General features: G+C 55.0%; 18 protein-coding genes, 2 tRNA genes and 1 other RNA gene. 13 read left to right on the top strand and 8 right to left on the bottom strand.

Annotation, left to right across the window (positions count from 1 at the left end):
* The first annotated feature begins 159 nt into the window (after positions 1 to 159).
* Together CWR52_RS03985 and CWR52_RS03990 are read left to right on the top strand one after the other, a co-directional pair.
* A tRNA-Ser gene (locus CWR52_RS03985) sits at positions 160 to 247 on the top strand.
* 44 nt (positions 248 to 291) lie between these two features.
* Positions 292 to 428: non-coding RNA, RtT sRNA (locus tag CWR52_RS03990), on the top strand.
* 130 nt (positions 429 to 558) lie between these two features.
* Here CWR52_RS03990 and CWR52_RS03995 read toward each other — a convergent pair.
* Positions 559 to 1464 carry a LysR family transcriptional regulator gene (locus CWR52_RS03995; RefSeq protein ID WP_104948892.1) on the bottom strand — a complete coding sequence of 302 codons (906 nt, stop codon included), beginning with the start codon at positions 1462 to 1464 and terminating at the stop codon, positions 559 to 561.
* Positions 1465 to 1573: 109 nt separating this feature from the next.
* Here CWR52_RS03995 and CWR52_RS04000 point away from each other — a divergent pair, with 109 nt between their 5' ends.
* The 3 genes from CWR52_RS04000 (at position 1574) to CWR52_RS04010 (ending at position 3367) form a co-directional block, all read left to right on the top strand.
* Positions 1574 to 2434, top strand: coding sequence for a pirin family protein (locus tag CWR52_RS04000; protein WP_104948893.1), 861 nt, complete (start codon positions 1574 to 1576; stop codon positions 2432 to 2434).
* Positions 2435 to 2454: 20 nt separating this feature from the next.
* Positions 2455 to 3132 carry an isochorismatase family protein gene (locus CWR52_RS04005; RefSeq protein ID WP_104948894.1) on the top strand — a complete coding sequence of 226 codons (678 nt, stop codon included), beginning with the start codon at positions 2455 to 2457 and terminating at the stop codon, positions 3130 to 3132.
* Positions 3133 to 3279: 147 nt separating this feature from the next.
* Positions 3280 to 3367, top strand: a tRNA-Ser gene (locus CWR52_RS04010).
* A 217-nt stretch (positions 3368 to 3584) separates the two neighbouring features.
* Here CWR52_RS04010 and phoH read toward each other — a convergent pair.
* The 4 genes from phoH to efeU form a co-directional block, all read right to left on the bottom strand.
* Positions 3585 to 4373 (bottom strand): phosphate starvation-inducible protein PhoH, encoded by a 789-nt coding sequence (gene phoH / locus CWR52_RS04015; RefSeq protein WP_024908976.1) that lies wholly within the window; start codon positions 4371 to 4373, stop codon positions 3585 to 3587.
* 500 nt (positions 4374 to 4873) lie between these two features.
* On the bottom strand, positions 4874 to 6157 hold the full coding sequence (gene efeB / locus CWR52_RS04020) for an iron uptake transporter deferrochelatase/peroxidase subunit (protein WP_104948896.1): 1284 nt from the start codon (positions 6155 to 6157) through the stop codon (positions 4874 to 4876).
* A 5-nt stretch (positions 6158 to 6162) separates the two neighbouring features.
* Positions 6163 to 7290 carry an iron uptake system protein EfeO gene (gene efeO / locus CWR52_RS04025; protein WP_045908300.1) on the bottom strand — a complete coding sequence of 376 codons (1128 nt, stop codon included), beginning with the start codon at positions 7288 to 7290 and terminating at the stop codon, positions 6163 to 6165.
* Between the two features lie 40 nt (positions 7291 to 7330).
* Entirely contained in the window at positions 7331 to 8164 is an 834-nt protein-coding gene (efeU, locus tag CWR52_RS04030; RefSeq protein WP_104948897.1) for an iron uptake transporter permease EfeU, read from the bottom strand.
* Between the two features lie 251 nt (positions 8165 to 8415).
* Between efeU and CWR52_RS04040 the strand changes: the two genes are divergently transcribed.
* A complete protein-coding gene (locus CWR52_RS04040; protein ID WP_104948898.1) occupies positions 8416 to 9600 on the top strand; it encodes a NupC/NupG family nucleoside CNT transporter in 1185 nt (394 codons plus the stop codon).
* 70 nt (positions 9601 to 9670) lie between these two features.
* Here CWR52_RS04040 and CWR52_RS04045 read toward each other — a convergent pair whose 3' ends face one another.
* Together CWR52_RS04045 and putP are read right to left on the bottom strand one after the other, a co-directional pair.
* Positions 9671 to 10090 carry a DUF3574 domain-containing protein gene (locus tag CWR52_RS04045; protein ID WP_045908303.1) on the bottom strand — a complete coding sequence of 140 codons (420 nt, stop codon included), beginning with the start codon at positions 10088 to 10090 and terminating at the stop codon, positions 9671 to 9673.
* A gap of 109 nt (positions 10091 to 10199) precedes the next feature.
* A complete protein-coding gene (putP, locus tag CWR52_RS04050) occupies positions 10200 to 11708 on the bottom strand; it encodes a sodium/proline symporter PutP (RefSeq protein ID WP_104948899.1) in 1509 nt (502 codons plus the stop codon).
* Positions 11709 to 12131: 423 nt separating this feature from the next.
* Here putP and putA point away from each other — a divergent pair, with 423 nt between their 5' ends.
* Positions 12132 to 16094, top strand: coding sequence for a trifunctional transcriptional regulator/proline dehydrogenase/L-glutamate gamma-semialdehyde dehydrogenase (putA, locus tag CWR52_RS04055; RefSeq protein WP_104948900.1), 3963 nt, complete (start codon positions 12132 to 12134; stop codon positions 16092 to 16094).
* A 51-nt stretch (positions 16095 to 16145) separates the two neighbouring features.
* Entirely contained in the window at positions 16146 to 16541 is a 396-nt protein-coding gene (locus tag CWR52_RS04060; protein WP_104948901.1) for a lysozyme inhibitor LprI family protein, read from the top strand.
* On the opposite strand, the gene rutR is transcribed toward CWR52_RS04060, so the two are convergent.
* Positions 16538 to 17176 carry an HTH-type transcriptional regulator RutR gene (gene rutR / locus CWR52_RS04065; RefSeq protein ID WP_008499819.1) on the bottom strand — a complete coding sequence of 213 codons (639 nt, stop codon included), beginning with the start codon at positions 17174 to 17176 and terminating at the stop codon, positions 16538 to 16540. The two genes, CWR52_RS04060 and rutR, sit on opposite strands and share 4 nt — an antisense overlap.
* A gap of 647 nt (positions 17177 to 17823) precedes the next feature.
* Between rutR and CWR52_RS04070 the strand changes: the two genes are divergently transcribed.
* The 5 genes from CWR52_RS04070 to rutC all read left to right on the top strand — a co-directional run bounded on the left by CWR52_RS04070 (position 17824) and on the right by rutC (position 22633).
* Positions 17824 to 19341 (top strand): alpha/beta hydrolase, encoded by a 1518-nt coding sequence (locus CWR52_RS04070; RefSeq protein ID WP_252152182.1) that lies wholly within the window; start codon positions 17824 to 17826, stop codon positions 19339 to 19341.
* A 179-nt stretch (positions 19342 to 19520) separates the two neighbouring features.
* A complete protein-coding gene (locus CWR52_RS04075) occupies positions 19521 to 20138 on the top strand; it encodes a hypothetical protein (protein ID WP_129546949.1) in 618 nt (205 codons plus the stop codon).
* A 316-nt stretch (positions 20139 to 20454) separates the two neighbouring features.
* Positions 20455 to 21546: a pyrimidine utilization protein A gene (gene rutA / locus CWR52_RS04080; RefSeq protein ID WP_025755879.1), complete on the top strand. Its 1092-nt coding sequence runs from the start codon at positions 20455 to 20457 to the stop codon at positions 21544 to 21546.
* On the top strand, positions 21546 to 22235 hold the full coding sequence (rutB, locus tag CWR52_RS04085; protein WP_104948903.1) for a pyrimidine utilization protein B: 690 nt from the start codon (positions 21546 to 21548) through the stop codon (positions 22233 to 22235). The genes rutA and rutB overlap by 1 nt, the downstream gene beginning before the upstream one ends.
* Before the next feature lie 11 nt (positions 22236 to 22246).
* Entirely contained in the window at positions 22247 to 22633 is a 387-nt protein-coding gene (gene rutC, locus CWR52_RS04090) for a pyrimidine utilization protein C (RefSeq protein WP_104948904.1), read from the top strand.
* Positions 22634 to 22638: the final 5 nt, after the last annotated feature.

Below are 22638 nucleotides of genomic sequence, written 5' to 3' on the forward strand. Positions count from 1 at the left end.
ACGGCTGTGTTGTTGATAAAAAAGACGCTTTCAGCACATTTAAGAATCATGTTGCCTGAAGTTTGTCTAAACGCGCTAAATTACTGAAAAAGTGAGTTGACGGCAGTTCGGCTTTTCCTTACATTAGCGCCCGTCCCGTCAACAACGGGATGACAATATGGTGAGGTGTCCGAGTGGCTGAAGGAGCACGCCTGGAAAGTGTGTATACGGCAACGTATCGGGGGTTCGAATCCCCCCCTCACCGCCATATTTAAAGAAGAGCTCGCATGAAAATGCGGGCTTTTTTTTCGCATGTTGCACACCTGCGGGGGGATGAGAATCCCCGACCGGGGTTCGACAACTGGCGCAGCCAGTTGGACAGACTGAGAGCGTAGCGAACAGTCTGCCCGCAGGGCGAGCGAAGCGAGTCAATCCCCCCCTCACCGCCATATTTGAGATGAGAGCTCGTACGAAAGTACGGGCTTTTTTCTTTTTGATCGGCGTCAAATGGATTCAAACCTTGAAGCTCCCTGCGCTCTTTATGTCGGGTGGCGCTGCGCTTACCCGACCTACAAAAAGCTACTCCTCCACCATCTTCGCATACTCTTCAGTCAGAAAATCCACCAGCGTCCTGACCGACGGCAGCATGCCGCGCCGCGAAGGATAAACCGCGTGAATCACTTCCCGTCGGGGTTCCCACGCGTCCAGCACCCGTACGAGTTCCCCTGACGCAAGCTGATCCTTCACCATCAATATCGGCAACTGTACAACGCCCACGCCCGCCATCGCTGCTTCCCGCAGTGCCAGCATGTCGGTGGTAATAAAGCGCGGTGCGTAGTGGACCTCCGCTTTCGCCCCTTCTGGACCACTGAGCTCCCATTTATGCACCTGTTTACCGGCCCCCATACTTAATCCAGGCCATTCACTGAGCTCGGAAGGCATTCGCGGTTTACCCATACGTTCAATCAACTGCGGACTTGCCACCAGGCAATGCCCCCTGTCAGCCAGCACCCTTAACACCAGATCGCTGTCATCAAACGGACGCGGACGCACGCGGATAGCCACATCAATACCTTCGCCAACAAGATCGACCCGACGATTGGTGGCCTCAAGCTGGAGATTAATCCCGGGGTAGCGCGCCATAAACCGCGCCAGCATCGGACCCACGTGGACGTGCAGTAACGTGACGGGACAGGTGATCCTGACGACACCGCGCGGTTCAGCCTGCAGTGCCGCCACGGCTTCCTGCGCGGCCTCCGCCTCAACCATCATCGCTTTACAGTGCTGATAGAACGTCTGGCCGACCTCGGTTACCGTAAACTGCCGGGTTGTTCGATGGATGAGCCGCACACCGAGACGCTCTTCCAGCTGCGCAATCCGGCGGCTTAGCCTGGACTTCGGCAAATCAAGCGCCCTTCCCGCCGCCGCAAAGCCACCGTAATCCACAACCTTCACAAACCAGACGAAGTCATTGAGATCCTGCATAAATCCTCATCGTTCTATTTTCAGAACAGTGAATGCCATTTTCACTATCTACCGGGATATTAACCCTGAATATAAGCTAATTACATCAACAGAACATCAGGAGTTAATCATGAAAAACATCACTGGCGTTTATACCGCTCCACGTCAGCACTGGGTGGGCGATGGTTTCCCGGTCCGTTCAATGTTCTCTTATCAGACGCACGGCGAGCCGCTCAGCCCGTTCCTGCTGCTGGACTATGCGGGTCCATACACCTTTCCGGCAGATGGTGCGAAACGTGGCGTCGGCCAACACCCTCACCGGGGTTTTGAGACGGTCACTATCGTCTATGCCGGTGAAGTGGAGCATCGCGACTCCACGGGGAAAGGCGGTGTGATTGGGCCCGGCGACGTGCAGTGGATGACCGCAGGCGCTGGCATTTTGCACGAGGAGTTCCACTCCAGCGCGTTCTCGCAGAAAGGCGGGGAACTCAAAATGATGCAGCTTTGGGTCAACCTACCGGCGAAAGACAAGATGGCCGCACCGGGCTACCAGAGCATCACGAAAGCCGACATCCCGGTGGTGACGCTGCCTGACAATGGTGGAACGCTGCGGGTTATTGCCGGTCGCTACGACACGGTGACCGGCCCGGCCCATACCTTCTCACCGCTGAACGTCTGGGACATCGCGCTTAACCAGGGCAGCCATCTGACGCTCAACCAGCCCGAAGGCTGGAGCACGGCGCTGGTGGTACTTGAGGGCAGCGTAACGGTGAACGGCACCACGTCAGCGGGTGAAGCGCAGCTGGTTGTGCTAAGTCAGAGCGGTGAAAAGCTGCATCTGGAAGCGAACAGCGACGCGAAATTGCTGCTGATGGCCGGTGAGCCGCTGAATGAACCAATTGTGGGCTACGGCCCGTTTGTGATGAACAGTAAAACCGAAATCAACGAAGCCATTCGTGATTTCAATTCCGGCCGCTTCGGCCAGATCTGAACGAAATAAAGGAGAAGAAGATGTCTACACCTGCGAATTTTAACGGAACCCGTCCGGCCATCGATGTAAACGATGCGGTGATGTTGCTTATCGATCACCAGAGCGGTCTGTTCCAGACCGTTGGGGATATGCCCATGCCGGAACTGCGTGCCCGTGCGGCAGCGCTGGCAAAAATCGCAACCCTGGCGAAGATCCCGGTGATCACCACCGCGTCCGTCCCACAAGGACCAAACGGACCGCTTATTCCGGAGCTCCACGCCAACGCGCCGCATGCGCAATATGTTGCCCGTAAAGGCGAAATCAACGCCTGGGATAACCCGGAGTTCGTGGCGGCGGTAAAAGCCACCGGGCGTAAAACGTTGATCATTGCGGGCACCATCACCAGCGTCTGCATGGCCTTCCCGTCTATCAGCGCGGTGGCTGATGGGTATAAAGTGTTTGCGGTGATTGATGCCTCCGGCACCTACAGCAAAATGGCGCAGGAGATCACGCTGGCGCGCGTTGTACAGGCGGGCGTGGTCCCGATGGATACGGCGGCGGTGGCCTCTGAGATCCAGCGTACATGGAACCGTGAAGATGCAGCGGAGTGGGCGGAAGTGTACACCCACATCTTCCCGGCTTATCAGCTGCTGATCGAAAGCTACAGCAAAGCGCAGGAAGTGGTTAAAAACAGCGAAGTGCTCGATTCACAGCGTTAATCCCCTGCTCCACGGCGTTAAAACCGTGGAGCTGATTATTGCTTAACCGAACAGGCACTAAAGCTGAAAATCTGCTTGACCGTGTCAGCGCAACTCCCTATAGTAGCGCCCCGTTGCCCCCCAAGCGGTCAGGCAGCAAAACAATATGGTGAGGTGTCCGAGTGGCTGAAGGAGCACGCCTGGAAAGTGTGTATACGGCAACGTATCGGGGGTTCGAATCCCCCCCTCACCGCCATATTCGAGATGAGAGCTCGTACGAAAGTACGGGCTTTTTTCTTTTGGATCGCACCTGGGGATTCGAACCTTGAGACTCCCTGCGCTCTTTATGCCTGGTGGCGCTACGCTTACCAGGCCTACGGGTATTGTAGGTCGGGTAAGCGCAGCGCCACCCGACGACATGCCCGCACAAAAAACAAAGCCCGGTTTCCCGGGCCTTGAACGCAACAGCAAACTCAGTAATACGCTTGCAGCGTGCGCTGGCAGAGCGCCGAGCGCACGCAATCCTCTTTGGTGAAGCGTACCACCCCAATCATCTCATCTTCCTCAAAACGTGACATGGCGTCGCTCAGTCCGGATTTCACGCCGGACGGCAGGTCACACTGGGTAATATCGCCGTTAACGATAACCGTCACGTTCTCCCCGAGGCGCGTTAAAAACATCTTCATTTGCGCAGCGGTCACGTTCTGAGCCTCGTCAAGAATGACGACCGCATTTTCAAATGTACGTCCGCGCATATAGGCGAACGGCGCGATTTCCACCTTGCCAATCTCTGGCCGCAGGCAGTACTGCATGAAGGATGCACCCAGTCGCTTCACCAGCACGTCGTAGACGGGCCTGAAGTACGGGGCAAACTTCTCCGAAATGTCACCGGGCAAGAAGCCGAGATCTTCATCAGCCTGCAGTACCGGACGGGTAACAATGATTCTCTCCACGTCCTTATGGATCAGCGCTTCCGCCGCTTTGGCTGCACTGATCCAGGTTTTCCCGCATCCGGCTTCACCGGTTGCAAAGATGAGCTGTTTACTCTCGATAGCATTCAGGTAGTGCGCCTGAGCCTCATTGCGCGCCACAATTGGAGAATTATCACGGCTGTCACGGGCCATGCCAATTGCTTCTACGCCACTCATCTGCACAAGCGAGGTGACCGATTCTTCTTCACGCTGTTTATGGCTACGTGAATCCCGTCTCAGCACACGTTTTGCTTCGCGACGAGCTTTGATCACTGCTTTTTGTCTTCCCATGGATAGCACCTTGAGTTGTTGGTATTCATCACACGCGCCAGCGTCGGCACGATTATGCGCACGAACATCAGAGGGTTGGCTTCCTTGTAAGCCATTGCTTGCACTATCGGATGACGATACGGAACAGCTACGCGCACCGTTCTGCACGTCGGTCGAATCAGATTCTTGAGGGAGGGGGGAAAATTTAGTGGTGAGGAAATCGCTGCCGGAGTCTGAGCCTCCGCGCCGGGTGCTGCGGTTGTTATGTTTACCTTGTCCAGTACAGGACGCAACCATTCGCGATCTCCATAGTGATTCAGCATCACTGCCGGGAACTACCGCTGTCTTATCTTAAGTACATCAGGAGTTATCATAAATGCAACATTTATTTTACCTGAATGCAACTTTTAGGACTGTCCCTACAGTTGAAATCAGTCTCATATAGAAATATTACAGAAATATAACAGCAGGATAGTCATATGAAAAAATAATGTCCCTGCGAATCGTCGCAGGGACAATTATCAGGCTTCAATAAGACCTTGAGCGAGATACGCGTTGCTGTCGCGCACGCCTGGCAGGGCAAAGAAATAGCCGCCGCCGATGGGTTTAATGTACTCTTCCAGCGCTTCGCCGTTGAGCCGCTTCTGCACGGTCAGAAAGCCCTTTTCCAGATCGTGCTGATAGCAGACGAACAGCAGCCCCATATCGAGCTGACCGGAATTGGTGACGCCGAGCGAGTAGCTGTATCCCCGACGCATCATCAGGCTCGACTGCGTCTCTTTGGTGCGCGGATTGGCCAGACGAATATGGCTGTCCAGCGCAATTACATCGCCATTCGGATCGCTGGCGTAGTCGGGCACATCATGCTCGTTCTTCATGCCGAGCGGAGCCCCGCTTTGCTTATCACGACCGAAGATCGTCTGCTGCTCTTTCAGCGGCGTGCGGTCCCAGAACTCCACGTGGAACTGAATAATCCGCACCGCCTGATAGCTGCCACCCACCGCCCATGCCGGTTCATTCTGGTCGGCAGTGACCCACACCACCTCCTTCATGAGCGCGCTATCGTGGCTGTCCGGGTTAGCCGTGCCGTCCTTGAAGCCCAGCAGGTTCACCGGGGTCTCTTTCCCCTTGCTGCGGGCGGCGTGGTCCGAGATAAATCCTTCCCGCTTCCAGCGCACGCTTAGTAAATCCGGCGTGTGCTTGATGATGTCGCGCAGGGCGTGGATCACCGTATCCTGGGTGTTGGCACAAATTTGCAGAAGCAGGTCGCCATGACACAGCGCAGCGTCCAACGAGTCATTCGGGAAACGCGTCATTTTCTGCAGCGCTTTCGGCTTCTGTTTTGCCAGCCCATAGCGTGTATCAAACAGCGATTCCCCCAGCGAAACGGTAATGGTCAGGTTGTCAGGGGCGATAAACGGCCCCAGAATGCCGGAGTCCATTGGCGGCAGACGCGGGTTCGGCGTATCGGGCGCTGGTCCACCGGCGGTAAGAAACGCGATGCGCGTCGTCAGCAGGCGGAACAGACGTTCCAGATCGGCTTTATCGCTGGCCAGCGAATCAAAGGCCACCAGCATCATCGACGCCTGCTGCGGCGTCAGGATGCCCGCCTGATGCTCGCCATAAAACGGCTGCGTCTCCATGCGGGCATTGGGTGACAGCGTGCCGGGCGCGCTTTGCGGTTTTGCCGCATGCGCTACCGGACACCCGCCAGCCAGAGCAAGCGCGCCCCCCAGCGCCCCTACCCCTTTTAACAACCGACGACGTGAAGGCTCAACCACGTCGTTCTCGCTATGCTTATTCATCGTGCTTAGTCCAGACCCAGTACGCCACGCAGCAGGGAGAGATCTTCCGCCAGGGCGGTAATCGGGCCTTTCAGCGCGTTACGGTCAGCGTCGGTCAGCTTGTCGTAGGTTTCAAACCCGTCTTTGGTGCGGTACTTCGCCAGAATAGTGTCGACTTTTTTGAAGTTGGCATCCACCTTGGCCAGCAGTTCGCCGTTCTCTTTCTGCAGCTGAGGACGCAGCAGGTTAACAATTTTCTGCGCGCCGTCGACGTTTGCCTGGAAGTCCCACAGGTCGGTATGGCTATAGCGATCTTCTTCGCCGCTGATTTTGCTCGCGGCCACTTCTTCAATCAGCCCGGCCGCACCGCCCACCACTTTTGACGGCGGGAAGGCCAGCTCGCTGATGCGCTTTTGCAGCTCCAGCACGTCGCTGTTCAGCTGGTCGGCATACTTCTCCATCCCTTTGGCAGAATTATCGCCAAACAGGGCTTTCTCCAGACGGTGGAAACCGGTGAATTTCGGATCGGCCGCTTTCTGCTCGAAATCATCTTCACGGGCATCGATGCTGCCATCAAGGTCAGAGAACAGCTCGGCGATCGGCTCGATGCGCTCGTAGTGCTGACGGGTTGGCGCATAGAGAGATTTCGCTTTTTCGATATCCCCGGCCTTCACCGCATCGGTAAAGGCTTTGGTTGCCGCTGCCAAATCCGCCGTCTCTTTCGTGACGTACGCTTTATACGCGGTAATTGCATCGCCCAGGCTCAGCACCGCAGCGCCTTTCGCCGCATCAGCCGTCGCTTCACCTTTGACGATGAGCTTCCCTTTCGGGTTGGTCAGCAGACCGCAGGTCATCTCATACTCGCCCGGCTGCAGGTTGGCGGTCATCTTCTGGCTGAAGCCAGGGGCGATATTTTCACGCTCTTCCACCACCAGAACGCCTTTCAGGATCTCCCACTCCAGCGCCTTCTGGCTGTGGTTCTGAATAATAAACTGGGTTTTACCGCTGTTCACCGTGAGGGTCATCGGCTCACACTGCTTGTCGTTGACGGTGACCTTGACCTGTGGAACATCCGCGCCCCAGGCGGAGAATGCAGAAGCGAACAGCGCGGCAATGCCTGCGCATAACGCACTACGACGGAACTGAATTGCCATGACTCTTCCCTTTAAAAGTATGTTGTCACTAAATCAAAAATTACGGCGCAACGCGCGACGCCTGCGTGCCGGTACGCGGCGGCATTGCGAACAGCACCAGCGCCGGAACCAGATAAATGAAGTACATCGCCACTTCGCTGACGCTCGGCGTTTCCTGATAGCCGAAGATACCTTCGAGCAGGGTGCCGGTCAGAGAGTGCGTGGAGAGAACGTTGCTGAGGTCAAACGCCACGTCCTGGAAATGGTTCCACAGGCCCGCTTCATGGAAGGCGCGAATCGCCCCTGCCGCCAGACCCGCGGCTACCATCAGAATAAACAGGCTGGTCCACTTGAAGAAGGCGCCCAGGTTCAGGCGAATACCGCCCCAGTAGAGCAGGAAACCGAGCACCACAGCCGTGGCGAGGCCCAACACGGCCCCCAGCGGCGGCCAGATCCCCACATCCTGCTGAAACGCCGCCAGCAGGAAGAAAACAGACTCCAGCCCTTCACGCGCCACGGCGAAAAAGACCATCATGATGAGCGCCCAGCCGTGGTTGTTCCCCTTCTGCAGCGCGTTATCCACCGCCTGCTCCAGCTGCACCTTCACGTTACGGGAGACTTTACGCATCCAGAACACCATCCAGGTGAGGATCACCACCGCAATTACGGCAACGATACCTTCAAACAGCTCCTGCTCTTTCTGCGGAAACTCGCCGGTGGTTTCGTTGATGAGGATCCCCAGACCCAGGCAGAGCGCCGCGGCAAGGAAGACCCCGATCCACATGACGCCAATCCAGCGCCCGCGCTGGGTTCGCTTCAGATAACTGGCGATGAGGCTCACGATAAGGGCGGCTTCGAGCCCTTCACGTAACATAATGAGAAATGGAACAAACATGCCGACACCTTAAATGTTTATCGCGGTCAACTGATGCAAAGAAAGGTAAATTCTTGTGATAGTGATTATCATTACGACGAAAAGAAAAACAAGCGAAATGTGCGGTGTTTTGATGACGAGTTGTAAACGCAAAGCCTGATAATAGTGACGTACGTAACGGTCAGGTTTATAAGTTATAACGAAAATGCCCATTTACGCTGATTCAGGGCTGTGGCTAAATATCCGCCTCACAACCTAACTGAAAATAAACCATGTTTAAGATTGTCCATTTCCTGCTGGCGCTGGTGATTATTCTTGCGCTCGCCTGGCTTACGAGTTTTGACCGCCGGAAAATTCGGGTTCGTTATGTTTTACAGCTGATTGTTATTGAAATCGCACTGGCATTCTTTTTCCTGCATGCCGAAAGCGGGTTATTCCTGATTAAATACGTCTCCGGTTTCTTTGAATCGCTGCTGAAATTTGCCAGCGAAGGGACCAATTTCGTCTTTGGCGGAATGGGTGAAAAAGGACTGGCGTTCATTTTCCTCGGCGTACTGTGCCCGATTATCTTTATTTCCGCACTGATTGGTATTCTTCAGCACTGGCGCATTCTGCCGATTTTTATTCGGGTGATCGGGACACTGCTGTCGAAACTGAACGGTATGGGCAAGCTGGAATCCTTTAACGCGGTAAGCTCGCTGATCCTCGGACAGTCTGAAAACTTCATTGCCTACAAGGGCGTACTGGGCGATCTCTCGTCACGTCGTCTGTTCACCATGTCGGCCACGGCCATGTCGACCGTCTCCCTGTCGATTGTCGGTGCCTATATGACCATGCTCGACGCTAAATTTGTGGTAGCGGCGCTCGTTCTCAACATGTTCAGCACCTTCATTATTCTCTCCGTCATCAACCCGGTGCGCCCGGAAGCGGAGCCGGATATTAAGCTCGAAAAACTGCACGAATCCCAGAGCTTCTTCGAAATGCTGGGCGAGTATATTCTGGCTGGTTTTAAAGTGGCGATGATTATTCTGGCGATGCTGATTGGCTTCATTGCCCTTATTAGCGCCATCAACGCCCTTTTCTCCGGCATATTTGGCATGAGCTTCCAGCAGATCCTGGGCTATGTGTTTTATCCGCTGGCGTGGCTGGTGGGTATTCCGCTGAGTGATGCCTTAAATGCCGGCAGTATTATGGCAACCAAACTGGTAGCGAATGAATTTGTGGCAATGATTGAGCTGCAAAAAATTGCGCATCAGATGTCACCGCGCGGACTGGGGATTTTATCCGTGTTCCTGGTGTCGTTTGCTAACTTCGCCTCCATCGGTATTGTCGCAGGCGCAATCAAGGGCCTGAACGAGCAGCAGGGGAACGTGGTATCGCGGTTTGGTCTGCGTCTGGTGTACGGCGCGACGCTGGTGAGCCTGCTGTCGGCGAGCTTTGCGGGATTGGTGCTCTGATGCAACGCCGGGTGGCGCGCGGCGATCCCGGCCTACAAAACAACAACGGCGGGAATTCCCGCCGTTTTCATTAAAACTGTACGCACACCGGCTGATCGACACGCATCACCGACTCCTGCGCGAAGCGTGACTTATAAATCCCGCGTAACGCTTCGATGTTCTTCTCACTCTGCGCATCTTTACCGTGGATCAGCATCAGCGCCTTGCTCGGTTCACGCGCCACTTTTCCGTCGTTCCCCAGCCACTGCCCGCGGGCATCAAATACCGTTAAGCCATCGCGAAAGCGCGGCGTCACGTCCTGGTCAACAAACTGCTGCCACTCGTTGGGGGTAATCTGCGCCCCGGCAGGACGGTTTAAGCCGAAATAGAGCGTGGTTTGCTGCATCTGGTTATCCGCTTTGCAGGTTTCCACCGCCGCGTGTTGCGATGGCGCGTTGCAGCCCGCCAGCATCAATAATGCCGCCGCCATTAACCCTGTTTTGATTGTCATGCTTCGCTATCCTCATTGTTATAAGCACAGGGATATCACAGGAAAAGACAGACTTTGGCAAGAAAAAAGCCGGGTGCGCTTACCCGGCCTACGGTACTGCGTGAGAAAATTATTCTGGCTGCAGCTTAGACGGCGGCGCGGAGTGGTAGTGCGCGTCGGCTTCCGCAAAGCGTTTCTGCATGGAGGCAGACGGCGCTTTACCCAGCAGGCTGAAGACCACGATACCGATGCTGCCGAAGATGAAGCCCGGGATGATTTCGTACAGGCCCAGCCAGGCGAACTGTTTCCAGACGATAACGGTCAACGCACCGATAATCATCCCCGCCAGCGCGCCGTTACGGGTCATACGGGACCACATGACGGAGAACAGGACTACCGGACCAAACGCCGCACCGAAGCCCGCCCACGCGTAGCTCACGAGACCCAGCACGCGGTTTTCCGGGTTGGCCGCCAGCGCAATCGCAATCAGCGCCACCAGCAGCACCATAAAGCGCCCTACCCATACCAGCTCTTTCTGGCTCGCGCCCTTGCGCAGGAAGGCCTTGTAGAGGTCTTCGGTGATGGCGCTGGAGCAGACCAGCAGCTGACAGCTCAGGGTGGACATCACCGCGGCCAGGATCGCGGAGAGCAGAATACCGGCAATCCACGGGTTAAACAGAATCTGCGCCAGTTCGATGAACACGCGCTCGGCGTTCTGGTTCACCGCGCCCGCCTGCGCCGGGTTGTTATTAAAGTAGGCGATCCCGAAGAAGCCGACCGCACACGCGCCCGCCAGACACAGAATCATCCACGTCATGCTGATACGACGGGCATGCACGATGGTGTGATGAGAATCTGCCGCCATAAAGCGCGCCAGAATGTGCGGCTGTCCGAAGTAGCCCAGACCCCAGCCCATCAGGGAGACGATGGCGACAAAGTTCAGCCCTTTCAGCATGTCGACGTTTTCAATGCTCTTCTGCTTGATCACTTCCAGCGATTCGCCAAAGCCGCCAACGGTGAAAATCACAATCACCGGGGTCAGGATCAGGGCAAAGATCATCAGGCTCGCCTGCACGGTGTCGGTCCAGCTTACCGCCAGGAACCCGCCCACGAAGGTATAAAGGATGGTCGCCGCCGCACCGGCCCACAGGGCGGTTTCGTAGCTCATGCCGAAGGTGCTTTCGAACAGGCGAGCGCCCGCCACGATGCCGGAGGCACAGTAGATGGTAAAGAACAGGAGGATAACCACGGCAGAGATAATGCGCAGAATGCGGCTGTTATCTTCAAAGCGTCCGGTGAAGTAATCCGGCAGCGTCAGGGCGTTATTGTTCGCCTCAGTATGCACGCGCAGACGGCCTGCCACCAGCTTCCAGTTGATCCACGCGCCGACGGTCAGACCGATGGCGATCCAGCTTTCCGAGATACCAGAGATAAAAATCGCACCGGGCAGACCCATCAGCAGCCAGCCGCTCATGTCGGATGCGCCCGCAGAGAGTGCAGTCACCATCGGGCCTAAACTGCGTCCGCCCAGGATGTAGTCGTCAAAGTTTTTCGTTGATCGCCACGCCAAAAACCCTATCAGGATCATGCCAAAAATATAAACGAGAAATGTCACCAGCATCGGTGTGCTAATTGCCATTCAAATTCTCCAAAAGTGTCGAGCGACAACCGTCCGGGTTGCCTTGTTATATGATCACCGGAACGAGGTGACGGTATCTTGTGTTTCGGTGAGGCGCGCTATCCTGCCGTATGCGCCCTCCGCTGACAAACGATTTAACACTGCATTTACATCAATTTCATCCCCGGTTTGATACGAGTTTCCTATAGGTTGCACTCGCTCACGCTTTTACGGGTTGCACCTTTTAAAAGTGTTAACTCCCGCATAAAAACAGGCTTCCCGGGACAAAGGCAGCACGTTTTTCCAGCTAACCATCCGTTAACAATTCATTCATTTCCTGGGTTGCAAACCAGGTCACATTTAACACGGTTGCACAAAGTTGCAACATGGTGGATATTTCACGCTAACGACCAAACACGATGAAAGCACAACAGGAGCTTTGGCATGGGTATGACCACCATGGGGGTTAAGCTGGATGACGCAACCCGCGAACGGATTAAGACCGCAGCAACCCGCATTGACCGCACGCCGCACTGGTTAATTAAGCAGGCGATTTTTAACTATCTCGAAAGACTCGAGAGCGACGAGGGCCTGCCGGAGCTGCCTGCCCTGCTCGCCGGCGCCGCCAATGAAAGCGAGGAAGCGCCGGCCGCTGGTGACGAGAGCCATCAGCCATTCCTGGAATTCGCCGAGCAGATCCTGCCGCAGTCCGTCAGCCGTGCCGCCATTACCGGCGCCTACCGCCGTGCCGAAACCGACGCCGTGCCGATGCTGCTGGAGCAGGCTCGACTGCCGGAAGCTATTGCCGCACAGGCGCACAGCCTGGCGTATCAGTTAGCCGACAAGCTGCGCAACCAGAAAACCGCCACCGGCCGCGCCGGGATGGTTCAGGGTCTGCTGCAGGAATTTTCCCTCTCTTCACAGGAAGGCGTGGCGCTGATGTGCCTGGCGGAAGCGCTGCTGCGTATTCCGGATAAAGCCACCCGCGACGCGCTGATCCGCGACAAGATCAGCAACGGCAACTGGCATTCGCACATTGGCCGCAGCCCGTCGCTGTTCGTCAACGCCGCGACCTGGGGTCTGCTGTTTACCGGCAAGCTGGTCTCGACCCACAACGAAGCCAACCTCTCCCGCTCCCTGAACCGCATCATCGGCAAGAGCGGCGAGCCGCTGATCCGCAAAGGTGTGGATATGGCGATGCGTCTGATGGGCGAACAGTTTGTGACCGGAGAAACCATTGCCGAAGCGCTGGCGAACGCCCGCAAGCTGGAAGATAAAGGTTTCCGCTACTCCTACGACATGCTGGGCGAAGCGGCGCTGACCGCCGCCGACGCGCAGGCCTACATGGTCTCTTACCAGCAGGCGATCCACGCCATCGGTAAAGCGTCCAACGGTCGCGGTATTTACGAAGGCCCGGGCATCTCGATTAAGCTCTCCGCCCTGCACCCGCGCTACAGCCGCGCGCAGTACGATCGGGTAATGGAAGAGCTCTACCCGCGCCTGAAGTCCCTGACCCTGCTGGCGCGCCAGTATGATATCGGCATCAACATCGACGCCGAAGAGGCCGACCGTCTGGAGATCTCCCTCGATCTGCTGGAAAAACTGTGCTTCGAGCCGGAGCTGGCGGGCTGGAACGGGATTGGTTTCGTTATCCAGGCCTACCAGAAACGCTGCCCGTTCGTCATTGATTATCTGATTGACCTGGCCAGCCGCAGCCGCCGTCGCCTGATGATCCGTCTGGTGAAAGGCGCCTACTGGGACAGCGAAATCAAACGCGCCCAGATGGAAGGGCTCGAAGGCTATCCGGTCTATACCCGCAAGGTCTACACCGACGTCTCTTACCTCGCCTGCGCGAAAAAGCTGCTTGGCGTGCCGAACCTGATCTATCCGCAGTTCGCCACCCACAACGCCCACACCCTTGCGGCCATTTACAGCCTGGCCGGGCAGAACTACTACCCGGGCCAGTACGAATTCCAGTGCCTGCACGGCATGGGTGAACCGCTGTACGAGCAGGTGACCGGTAAAGTGGCGGACGGCAAGCTGAACCGCCCGTGCCGTATCTATGCCCCGGTAGGCACCCACGAAACCCTGCTGGCATATCTGGTGCGTCGCCTGCTGGAAAACGGGGCGAATACCTCCTTCGTTAACCGCATCGCCGACACCACCCTGCCGCTGGACGAGCTGGTTGCCGATCCGGTGCATGCCGTTGAGAAGATGGCGGCGCAGGAAGGCCAGATTGGCCTGCCGCATCCGAAGATTGCCCTGCCGCGCGAGCTGTACGGCAAGGGCCGCGTCAACTCGGCGGGGCTGGATCTCGCCAACGAACACCGTCTGGCATCCCTCTCCTCTGCCCTGCTTAACAGCGCGCTGCAGAAGTGGCAGGCCAAACCGATGCTGGAGCAGCCCGTTGCTGACGGCGACATGCAGCCGGTCATCAACCCGGCTGAGCCAAAAGATATCGTCGGCTACGTGCGTGAAGCCACCGATGCGGAAGTGGATCAGGCGCTGGACAGCGCGGTGAATAACGCCCCTATCTGGTTCGCCACCCCGCCGCAGGAACGTGCCGCCATCCTGGAGCGCGCGGCGGTGCTGATGGAAGATCAGATGCAGCAGCTTATCGGCATTCTGGTGCGCGAAGCGGGTAAAACCTTCAGCAACGCCATCGCCGAAGTGCGCGAGGCGGTCGACTTCCTGCACTACTACGCCGGTCAGGTGCGTGATGATTTCGACAACGAAACCCACCGTCCGCTCGGCCCGGTCGTCTGTATCAGCCCGTGGAACTTCCCGCTGGCGATCTTCACCGGCCAGATTGCCGCCGCCCTGGCCGCTGGCAACAGCGTGCTGGCAAAACCGGCAGAGCAGACCCCGCTGATTGCCGCGCAGGGCATCAACATTCTTCTGGAAGCAGGCGTACCGGCGGGCGTGGTCCAGCTGCTGCCGGGCCGCGGTGAAACCGTCGGCGCCAAACTGACCTCCGATAACCGCGTGCGCGGCGTGATGTTTACCGGTTCGACCGAAGTGGCCTCGCTGCTGCAGCGCAATATTGCCACCCGTCTGGATGCGCAGGGTCGTCCTACTCCGCTTATCGCGGAAACCGGCGGCATGAACGCCATGATCGTTGACTCCTCCGCCCTCACCGAGCAGGTGGTGGTTGACGTGCTGGCCTCCGCCTTCGACAGCGCCGGTCAGCGCTGCTCCGCCCTGCGCGTGCTGTGCCTGCAGGATGACGTGGCAGACCACACGCTGAAAATGCTGCGCGGCGCGATGGCCGAATGTCGCATGGGCAACCCGGGCCGTCTCACCACCGACATCGGGCCGGTGATCGACGCGGAAGCCAAAGCCAATATTGAAAACCACATTCAGGCCATGCGCGCGAAAGGCCGTCCGGTGTTCCAGGCGGTGCGAGACAACAGCGAAGACGCCCGCGAGTGGCGTTCCGGCACCTTTGTGCCGCCTACGCTTATCGAGCTGGCAAGCTTTGACGAGCTGAAAAAAGAGGTCTTCGGTCCGGTGCTGCACGTGGTGCGCTACAACCGTAACAACCTCAACGAGCTGGTTGAGCAGATCAACGCCTCCGGCTATGGCCTGACGCTCGGCGTGCATACCCGTATCGACGAGACCATCGCGCAGGTGACCGGCAGCGCCAAAGTGGGCAACCTGTACGTTAACCGCAACATGGTTGGCGCGGTCGTGGGCGTGCAGCCGTTCGGCGGTGAAGGTCTCTCCGGCACCGGTCCGAAAGCGGGTGGTCCGCTCTACCTGTACCGTCTGCTGGCGAACCGTCCGGAGAACGCCCTGGGCGTCACCCTGGCGCGTCAGGATGCGGAGTATCCGGTGGATGCACAGCTGAAAACCGTGCTGACCCAGCCGCTGGAAGCGCTGATCGCCTGGACGGAAAAACGTCCTGAACTGCGTGCCGTGGCGCAGCAGTACGGCGAGCTGGCACAGGCCGGTACGCAGCGTCTGCTGCCGGGGCCGACCGGCGAGCGCAATACCTGGACGCTGATGCCGCGCGAGCGCGTTCTGTGCGTGGCGGATAACGAGCAGGACGCGCTGGTACAGCTGGCCGCCGCGATGGCCACCGGGTGTGAAGTGCTGTGGCCGGACGATGCGCTGCATCGTGACCTGGCCAAACAGCTGCCGAAAGCGGTCTCGGCCCGTATCCACTTCGCGAAAGCCGATGCGCTGCTGACGCAGCCGTTTGATGCCGTGATTTATCACGGTGATTCTGACCAGCTGCGCGAACTGTGCGAGCAGGTTGCGGCCCGCAGCGGGGCAATTGTTTCGGTGCAGGGCTTCGCGCGCGGGGAAACCAACCTGCTGCTGGAGCGTCTGTACGTGGAGCGTTCCCTCAGCGTCAACACCGCGGCAGCGGGCGGTAACGCCAGCCTGATGACAATAGGCTAACGCTGTGCTAATAAGGCTCCGGAGACGGAGCCTTATTTAATTGGGGAGTGTATGAAACGATTTCTAATCGCAGGCGCAGCACTGCTGCTGAGCGCCAGCGCGCTGGCTGACGAGTGCGACAAAGCGACCACTCAGCTTGAACTGAATACCTGTAGCGCGCAGCAGTACCAGGCTGCCGATAAAAAACTCAACCAGACCTATCAGGCCGCCGTCAAGCGTGCGGAAGCTCCCCAGCGCGAGCTGCTGAAAAAGGCGCAGCAGGCCTGGATTGCCCTGCGCGACGCGGACTGTGCGTTTATCGGTTCGGGGACGGAAGGCGGAAGCGTCCAGCCAATGATTATTAACCAGTGCCTGGCGGAAAAAACCGTTGAGCGCGAAGCGTTTCTGGCCTCGCTGATGCAGTGTGAAGAGGGCGACTTAAGCTGCCCTCTCCCACCGGGGAACTAGCGCAAGCGGATCCCTTCGATAATCATCCGCTGCACGTTTTCCAGGGTGCTGTGGAAAAACGCTTCGTCCTGGAGCGTTTTTCCGGTCACCGCCTCGACCTGGGCCGCAAAGTCAGCGTAATGCTGGGTGGAGGCCCAAATCATAAAGATCAGATGATGCGGATCGACCGGAGCCAGTTTTCCGCTGGCCACCCATCCGGCTATAATGGCCGACTTATCGTCCACCAGCTGTTTCAAATCTCCGGTCAGCTCCGCCTGCAACAGCGGCGCCCCCTGCAGCATCTCAAGGCAGAACAGCCGTGATGCCTGCGGGTAATCGCGCGACACCTCCAGCTTCAGGCGTATGTACTCTTTGATCGCCACCAGCGGGGCCAGCTCTTCGCGGAACGCTTTCAACGGCGCCAGCCAGATATCGAGGATCTGCTGCATCACCGCAACATACAGCGCCTCTTTCGACGGGTAATAGTAGAGCAGATTGGTTTTGGATACCCCGGACTGCTCCGCCACCTGCTCCAGGCGCGTGCCGTGAATGCCAAACTGCGAAAAGGTCTCCAGCGCCGCGCTGAGGATCGCCTGCTTCTTGGCGCTCACCGCCTGCGAACGTTTACCTGGTGTTTTCACTGCGCCTTGTGTCATTCCCGCTCTCCTTATTGGTTTGCCATAGCATAGCAAAAGCCCTGCTTTCTCTCGACATTTTGGGGTACAGGCTCTGTGCAAAATCGAAAAAGAAAAGCTGTTGTGCGAGGTCAGGTGCGAATGTTGCTAGTCCTTTATAGCTGACTCCTCGGTACTTTAAACGGTCCGCTTCGTGCCTGGTGCGGTTGTTAAAACTACATGAACCATAAATTTTTTTTAGAAACAGGTTGATGTTTTTTTCAATACACCATTTATTCATTTGGTGAATGAATCTATTATTAAGGCGTTCTATCCTACCAAAGTAAAATCAATAAAATCCTGGAAGAGTTTAATGCCATGAAATTAAACACCACAATAAAAATAAAATTCAGTATTTTAATGTTATTTTCATTTCCAACCGGAAATCACTGGAGTTGTTTTTAAACAGGTCTAAGTTTAATGAAGTTACTTACTCGAGCTTGAACCACTGTGCTTTTATGATTAGAAAACTATTTAATGGGGAGGGCATGAGAACAAATCACATTTATTCTCTAACACATTGAATTATTTTTAAGTGAGATTAAGGTATTTTTTATAAACAGATTCTATTATTTATGAATTATTGCATTCGAAATTTTCAACTCACAGCATTTGATTGGGTAAAGCATATGAAATTATCAAAGATATTCATCATAATGTTTTGTTCTTCTGTCAGTAGTTGTAGCAATGCTGATACGGTAATGGGTCCTTATGAAAAAAAACTTGAACTCAATGGCACAACCACTCGAAGCTTTCACTCTATGTTATATTATCCTTCAGGTATAGCCCTTCACAGCCCCGGATATATCATTGGCGTTGAAAAATCACCAATAAGAATTATCGGCGGACCAAATGAAATCAAACCACTCACAAAAAGCAATAGAAAATCCATGTTTATTTCTCATATCATAAAAAATAATTTTAATGTCATAAATGAAAACTCACCCACTCCTTATATTACTAGCAGCTACTGTTTTGTTTATAATTCCTATATATCAGAAGAATTAGTAGGCGAATCAAATATCGATCTGGCAAAAATAAATGGGTGGGATGCGTGTAAAATTTCCAGCTCTATTGAAGATGCAAAGGACGCTAAATTATACTCATTTTATAAAAATAGTGACGTTGGGCTTACTGCGCTTAAAAGCAATCTCAAGCATGATCTTAAAAGTGGCGCTTATAGCCATATCCTGATCATCGTCATGGGTTGGAATACGTCTCAAAGTGACGCAATCCGTAATTTTAATGACATTACTGGAAATATAATAACAGCCTCTCTGGAACAACAGGATGATGTTAAAGAAAACCCTTCAAGTCCCGCAAGCAACATGCTAATTCCCAGAGTACGAGTTATAAAGTCCTCCGAAAAAAACAACCTTTCTTTTAGGCCGCTCGTAATTGGTATTACCTGGCCTTCATATTGGTCCACCAGGCTAGATAATGTTGCCAGTTACCCAAACAAAGCAAACGATGCGGACGAACTGGGTCTCATCTGGCTCAATAAAATTATCAATCAAACTATACCTGAGAGCATGAGCGAATCAGGCATCAAACTTCCTGTCATCGCCATAGGTCATAGTTTCGGTGCTCGCGCTATGACTCGAGCGCTATTTAGCCGTCCATTAATAAAAAATGACACAACGGTCTCGAGCCCTGTAAATTTAGCTGTGTCATTGCAGGGTGCCATGAGTATCAACAGGTTCTTTCCTAGGTTAAGTGAAGAAGGAGCGCCATATAGAGATTACATGAGGCAGGGTAATACTAAATTAGTATTAACAGCATCGAAATTCGACTCAGCAGTAAAATTTGCGAAATGGACTGCCCCTGCAGGAGCAGAGAAAAGTTATGTGAAAGCTTGTACCCAACCAGTTTACTCGGGAACATTTCACTGTATGACTGCCTCAGATACATCAGCTACAGAAACACATGGCAAATTTTCACTCTGCAACCGTGGTGATACATCAGAAAAATGTACAAACCCTCTTAAAATTATTAATGGGTCAAGAATGATTGATTACATTGATACATCAAACGGAATTACACAATTCAATTCCTTTGGTACAGGTGGCGATGCCCATAGCGATATCTATCGATTACCTATGGGTCGGTTGTTGTGGAGACTAATCCAGGCTTATGCAATGAAATAAAAAAGTTGGCTAACTCCGTAACATGTTCAGCCATCAGAGCCCCTCAATGGTGAATAAAGATTGAAGCCATTTAATTAACTACAACTAATGTACTACTGAAGACTTTTTTTTGAATGGCTATAGTTATGTGATATAGAGACCGCCTGTTATTTTAATTATCCTTTTGATTGGAGTCACCCATGTCGACTTACTTTGGTTTTTATTTACGCATTCTCTCAGATTCAAACAAATTGATTGCTCCCTCTATTGTTTTGGCTAGTTTAATTTTAAGTGGGTGCACCACAGAGGCACCTAAGGAAACTGATATTTTAGCGATCACTAATCAAGCCTCATATAATTGTGATGATTATAAGGATACTAGTGGAATTTTACACCACAGAGATAGCAATTGCAGAGTGCAAGGTAAATTGATTTTAACCAATCCCATGAAAAATTTATCTTATGTCCTGTATCGGAAGGGGGATACAGCACACTTCGAACCAGTACTTTGTACTCTACCATCTCAAGCAGCAGAAGCATTAAAAAAGATCCGTAATACAGAAGCTACAATCACCGTACCAAAAGTATCTATTACTGGGAAACGTGATTCTCAAGATACTTCTGATGTGGTTGTTCTGAATAAGGACGATGAAATGTCATCTGCTTTGTTTGTATTATCGTCTAGCTTCTCACTATGCATGGCTTATGGTTCAAATGCCATAGACCAAAATACCTACGCACAACTATTCTCTAAAATATTAGATAATGCTATCAAAGGTAAGGAGACAGTGGTTAATGCTAAACCAGCAACTAAATAAAAGACGTTTTTATGCCTGAAGCCACAATAAACGCTAACCTTCGATCCCGGCCCGCACCGGGATCGTGCTACATTACCCTCCTCGCCCCTGCACCGCCATCGCGCACCGTTGCCTGCTTTGCGTGCATTTCTTTTGACCATTTAGTCCACTTTAACCACACCCAATTCACCAACCCCTTATTAACACATTAATAACAAAGCCATTTTAAAAACTGGCATCCCCTTTGCAAATCCCTTTTCACGAGGCTGAACAGGATATGCAGGATGCAGCGCCACGTCTGACTTTCACCCCACACTGAGATGAAGAGAGGTTCGTGATGAAAATTGGCGTATTTGTACCCATCGGCAACAACGGCTGGCTTATCTCGACCACTGCACCGCAATACATGCCGACCTTTGAGCTGAATAAAGCCATCGTGCAGAAAGCGGAGCACTACCATTTCGACTTTGCGCTTTCGATGATCAAGCTGCGCGGCTTTGGTGGCAAAACCGAATTCTGGGATCACAACCTGGAGTCCTTCACCCTGATGGCCGGACTGGCCGCGGTCACCTCGCGGATCCAGATCTACGCCACCGCTGCCACCCTCACCCTGCCCCCGGCGATTGTGGCGCGCATGGCCTCCACCATCGACTCCATCTCCGGCGGACGCTTTGGCGTCAACCTGGTGACCGGCTGGCAAAAACCCGAGTACGAGCAGATGGGGCTCTGGCCGGGTGACGATTACTTCTCGCGCCGCTACGACTACCTGACCGAGTACGTGCAGGTCCTGCGCGATCTGTGGGGTACCGGCAAAAGCGATTTCAAGGGTGACTTCTTCACCATGAACGACTGCCGCGTCAGCCCGCAACCCTCGGTGCCGATGAAGGTGATTTGCGCCGGGCAGAGCGACGCGGGAATGGCGTTCTCGGCGAAATACGCCGACTTTAACTTCTGCTTCGGCAAAGGCGTTAACACCCCTGCCGCCTTCGCCCCGACCGCCGCGCGCATGAAAGAAGCCGCCGACAAAACCGGGCGCGACGTGGGCTCCTACGTGCTGTTTATGGTGATTGCCGACGAAACCGACGACGCCGCGCGCGCGAAATGGGAGCGCTATAAGGACGGCGCCGACGAGGAAGCCCTGAGCTGGCTCACCGAGCAGAGCCAGAAGGACACCCGCTCCGGGGCGGATACCAACGTTCGTCAGATGGCCGACCCGACCTCCGCCGTCAATATCAACATGGGCACGCTGGTCGGCTCGTACGCCAGCGTTGCCAGAATGCTCGATGAAGTGGCGGCCGTTCCCGGTGCGGAAGGCGTCCTGCTGACCTTCGATGACTTCCTCACCGGCGTGGAGACCTTCGGCGAGCGCATCCAGCCGCTGATGCAGTGCCGCGCCCACATCCCTGCCGTCACGAAGGAGGTAGCGTAATGACAACCCTTAACGCACGCCCGGAAGCCATTACCTTCGCGCCACAGCAGAGCGCGCTGATCGTGGTGGACATGCAAAACGCCTACGCCAGCCCCGGTGGTTATCTTGATCTGGCGGGCTTCGACGTCTCCGCTACGCAGCCTGTGATAGCGAATATCAAAACCGCCGTCGCCGCCGCGCGCGCGGCGGGCATGCTTATCATTTGGTTCCAGAACGGCTGGGATGACCAGTACGTTGAGGCCGGTGGCCCAGGTTCACCGAACTTCCACAAGTCGAACGCCCTGAAAACCATGCGCAAGCGGCCCGAACTGCAGGGCAAGCTGCTGGCGAAGGGCGGCTGGGATTATCAGATGGTGGATGAGCTGGTTCCGCAGGCGGACGATATCGTCCTGCCGAAACCGCGCTACAGCGGCTTTTTCAACACGCCACTCGACAGCCTGCTGCGCAGCCGGGGCATTCGCCACCTGGTCTTCACCGGCATTGCCACTAACGTCTGCGTGGAGTCGACCCTGCGCGACGGTTTTTTCCTCGAGTATTTCGGCGTGGTGCTGGAAGACGCGACCCATCAGGCCGGGCCGGATTTCGCCCAGAAGGCGGCCCTGTTCAATATCGAAACCTTTTTTGGCTGGGTCAGTAACGTTGCGGATTTCTGCGACGCCCTGAATCCCCCGCTCGCCCGTATCGCCTGAGGAGACGCACGATGCCGAAATCCGTAATCATCCCGCCGGGCACCAGCATGCCTATCGCCCCGTTTGTCCCCGGCACGCTCGCCGACGGCGTGGTGTATGTCTCCGGCACGCTGCCGTTTGATAAAGACAACAACGTGGTGTTTATCAACGACCCAAAGGCGCAAACCCGCCACGTGCTGGAGACGATCAAAACCGTGATCGAAACGGCGGGTGGCACGATGGAGGATGTGACCTTCAACAGCATCTTTATCACCGACTGGAAAAACTACGCCGCGATTAATGAAATCTACGCGGAGTTCTTCCCCGGCGATAAACCGGCCCGGTTCTGCATTCAGTGCGGGCTGGTGAAGCCAGACGCGCTGGTTGAGATCGCCACCGTTGCGCATATCGCGAAGTGAGGCAG

The organism is Enterobacter sp. SGAir0187 (genome assembly GCF_002952735.2).
GTDB lineage: Bacteria > Pseudomonadota > Gammaproteobacteria > Enterobacterales > Enterobacteriaceae > Enterobacter > Enterobacter quasiroggenkampii.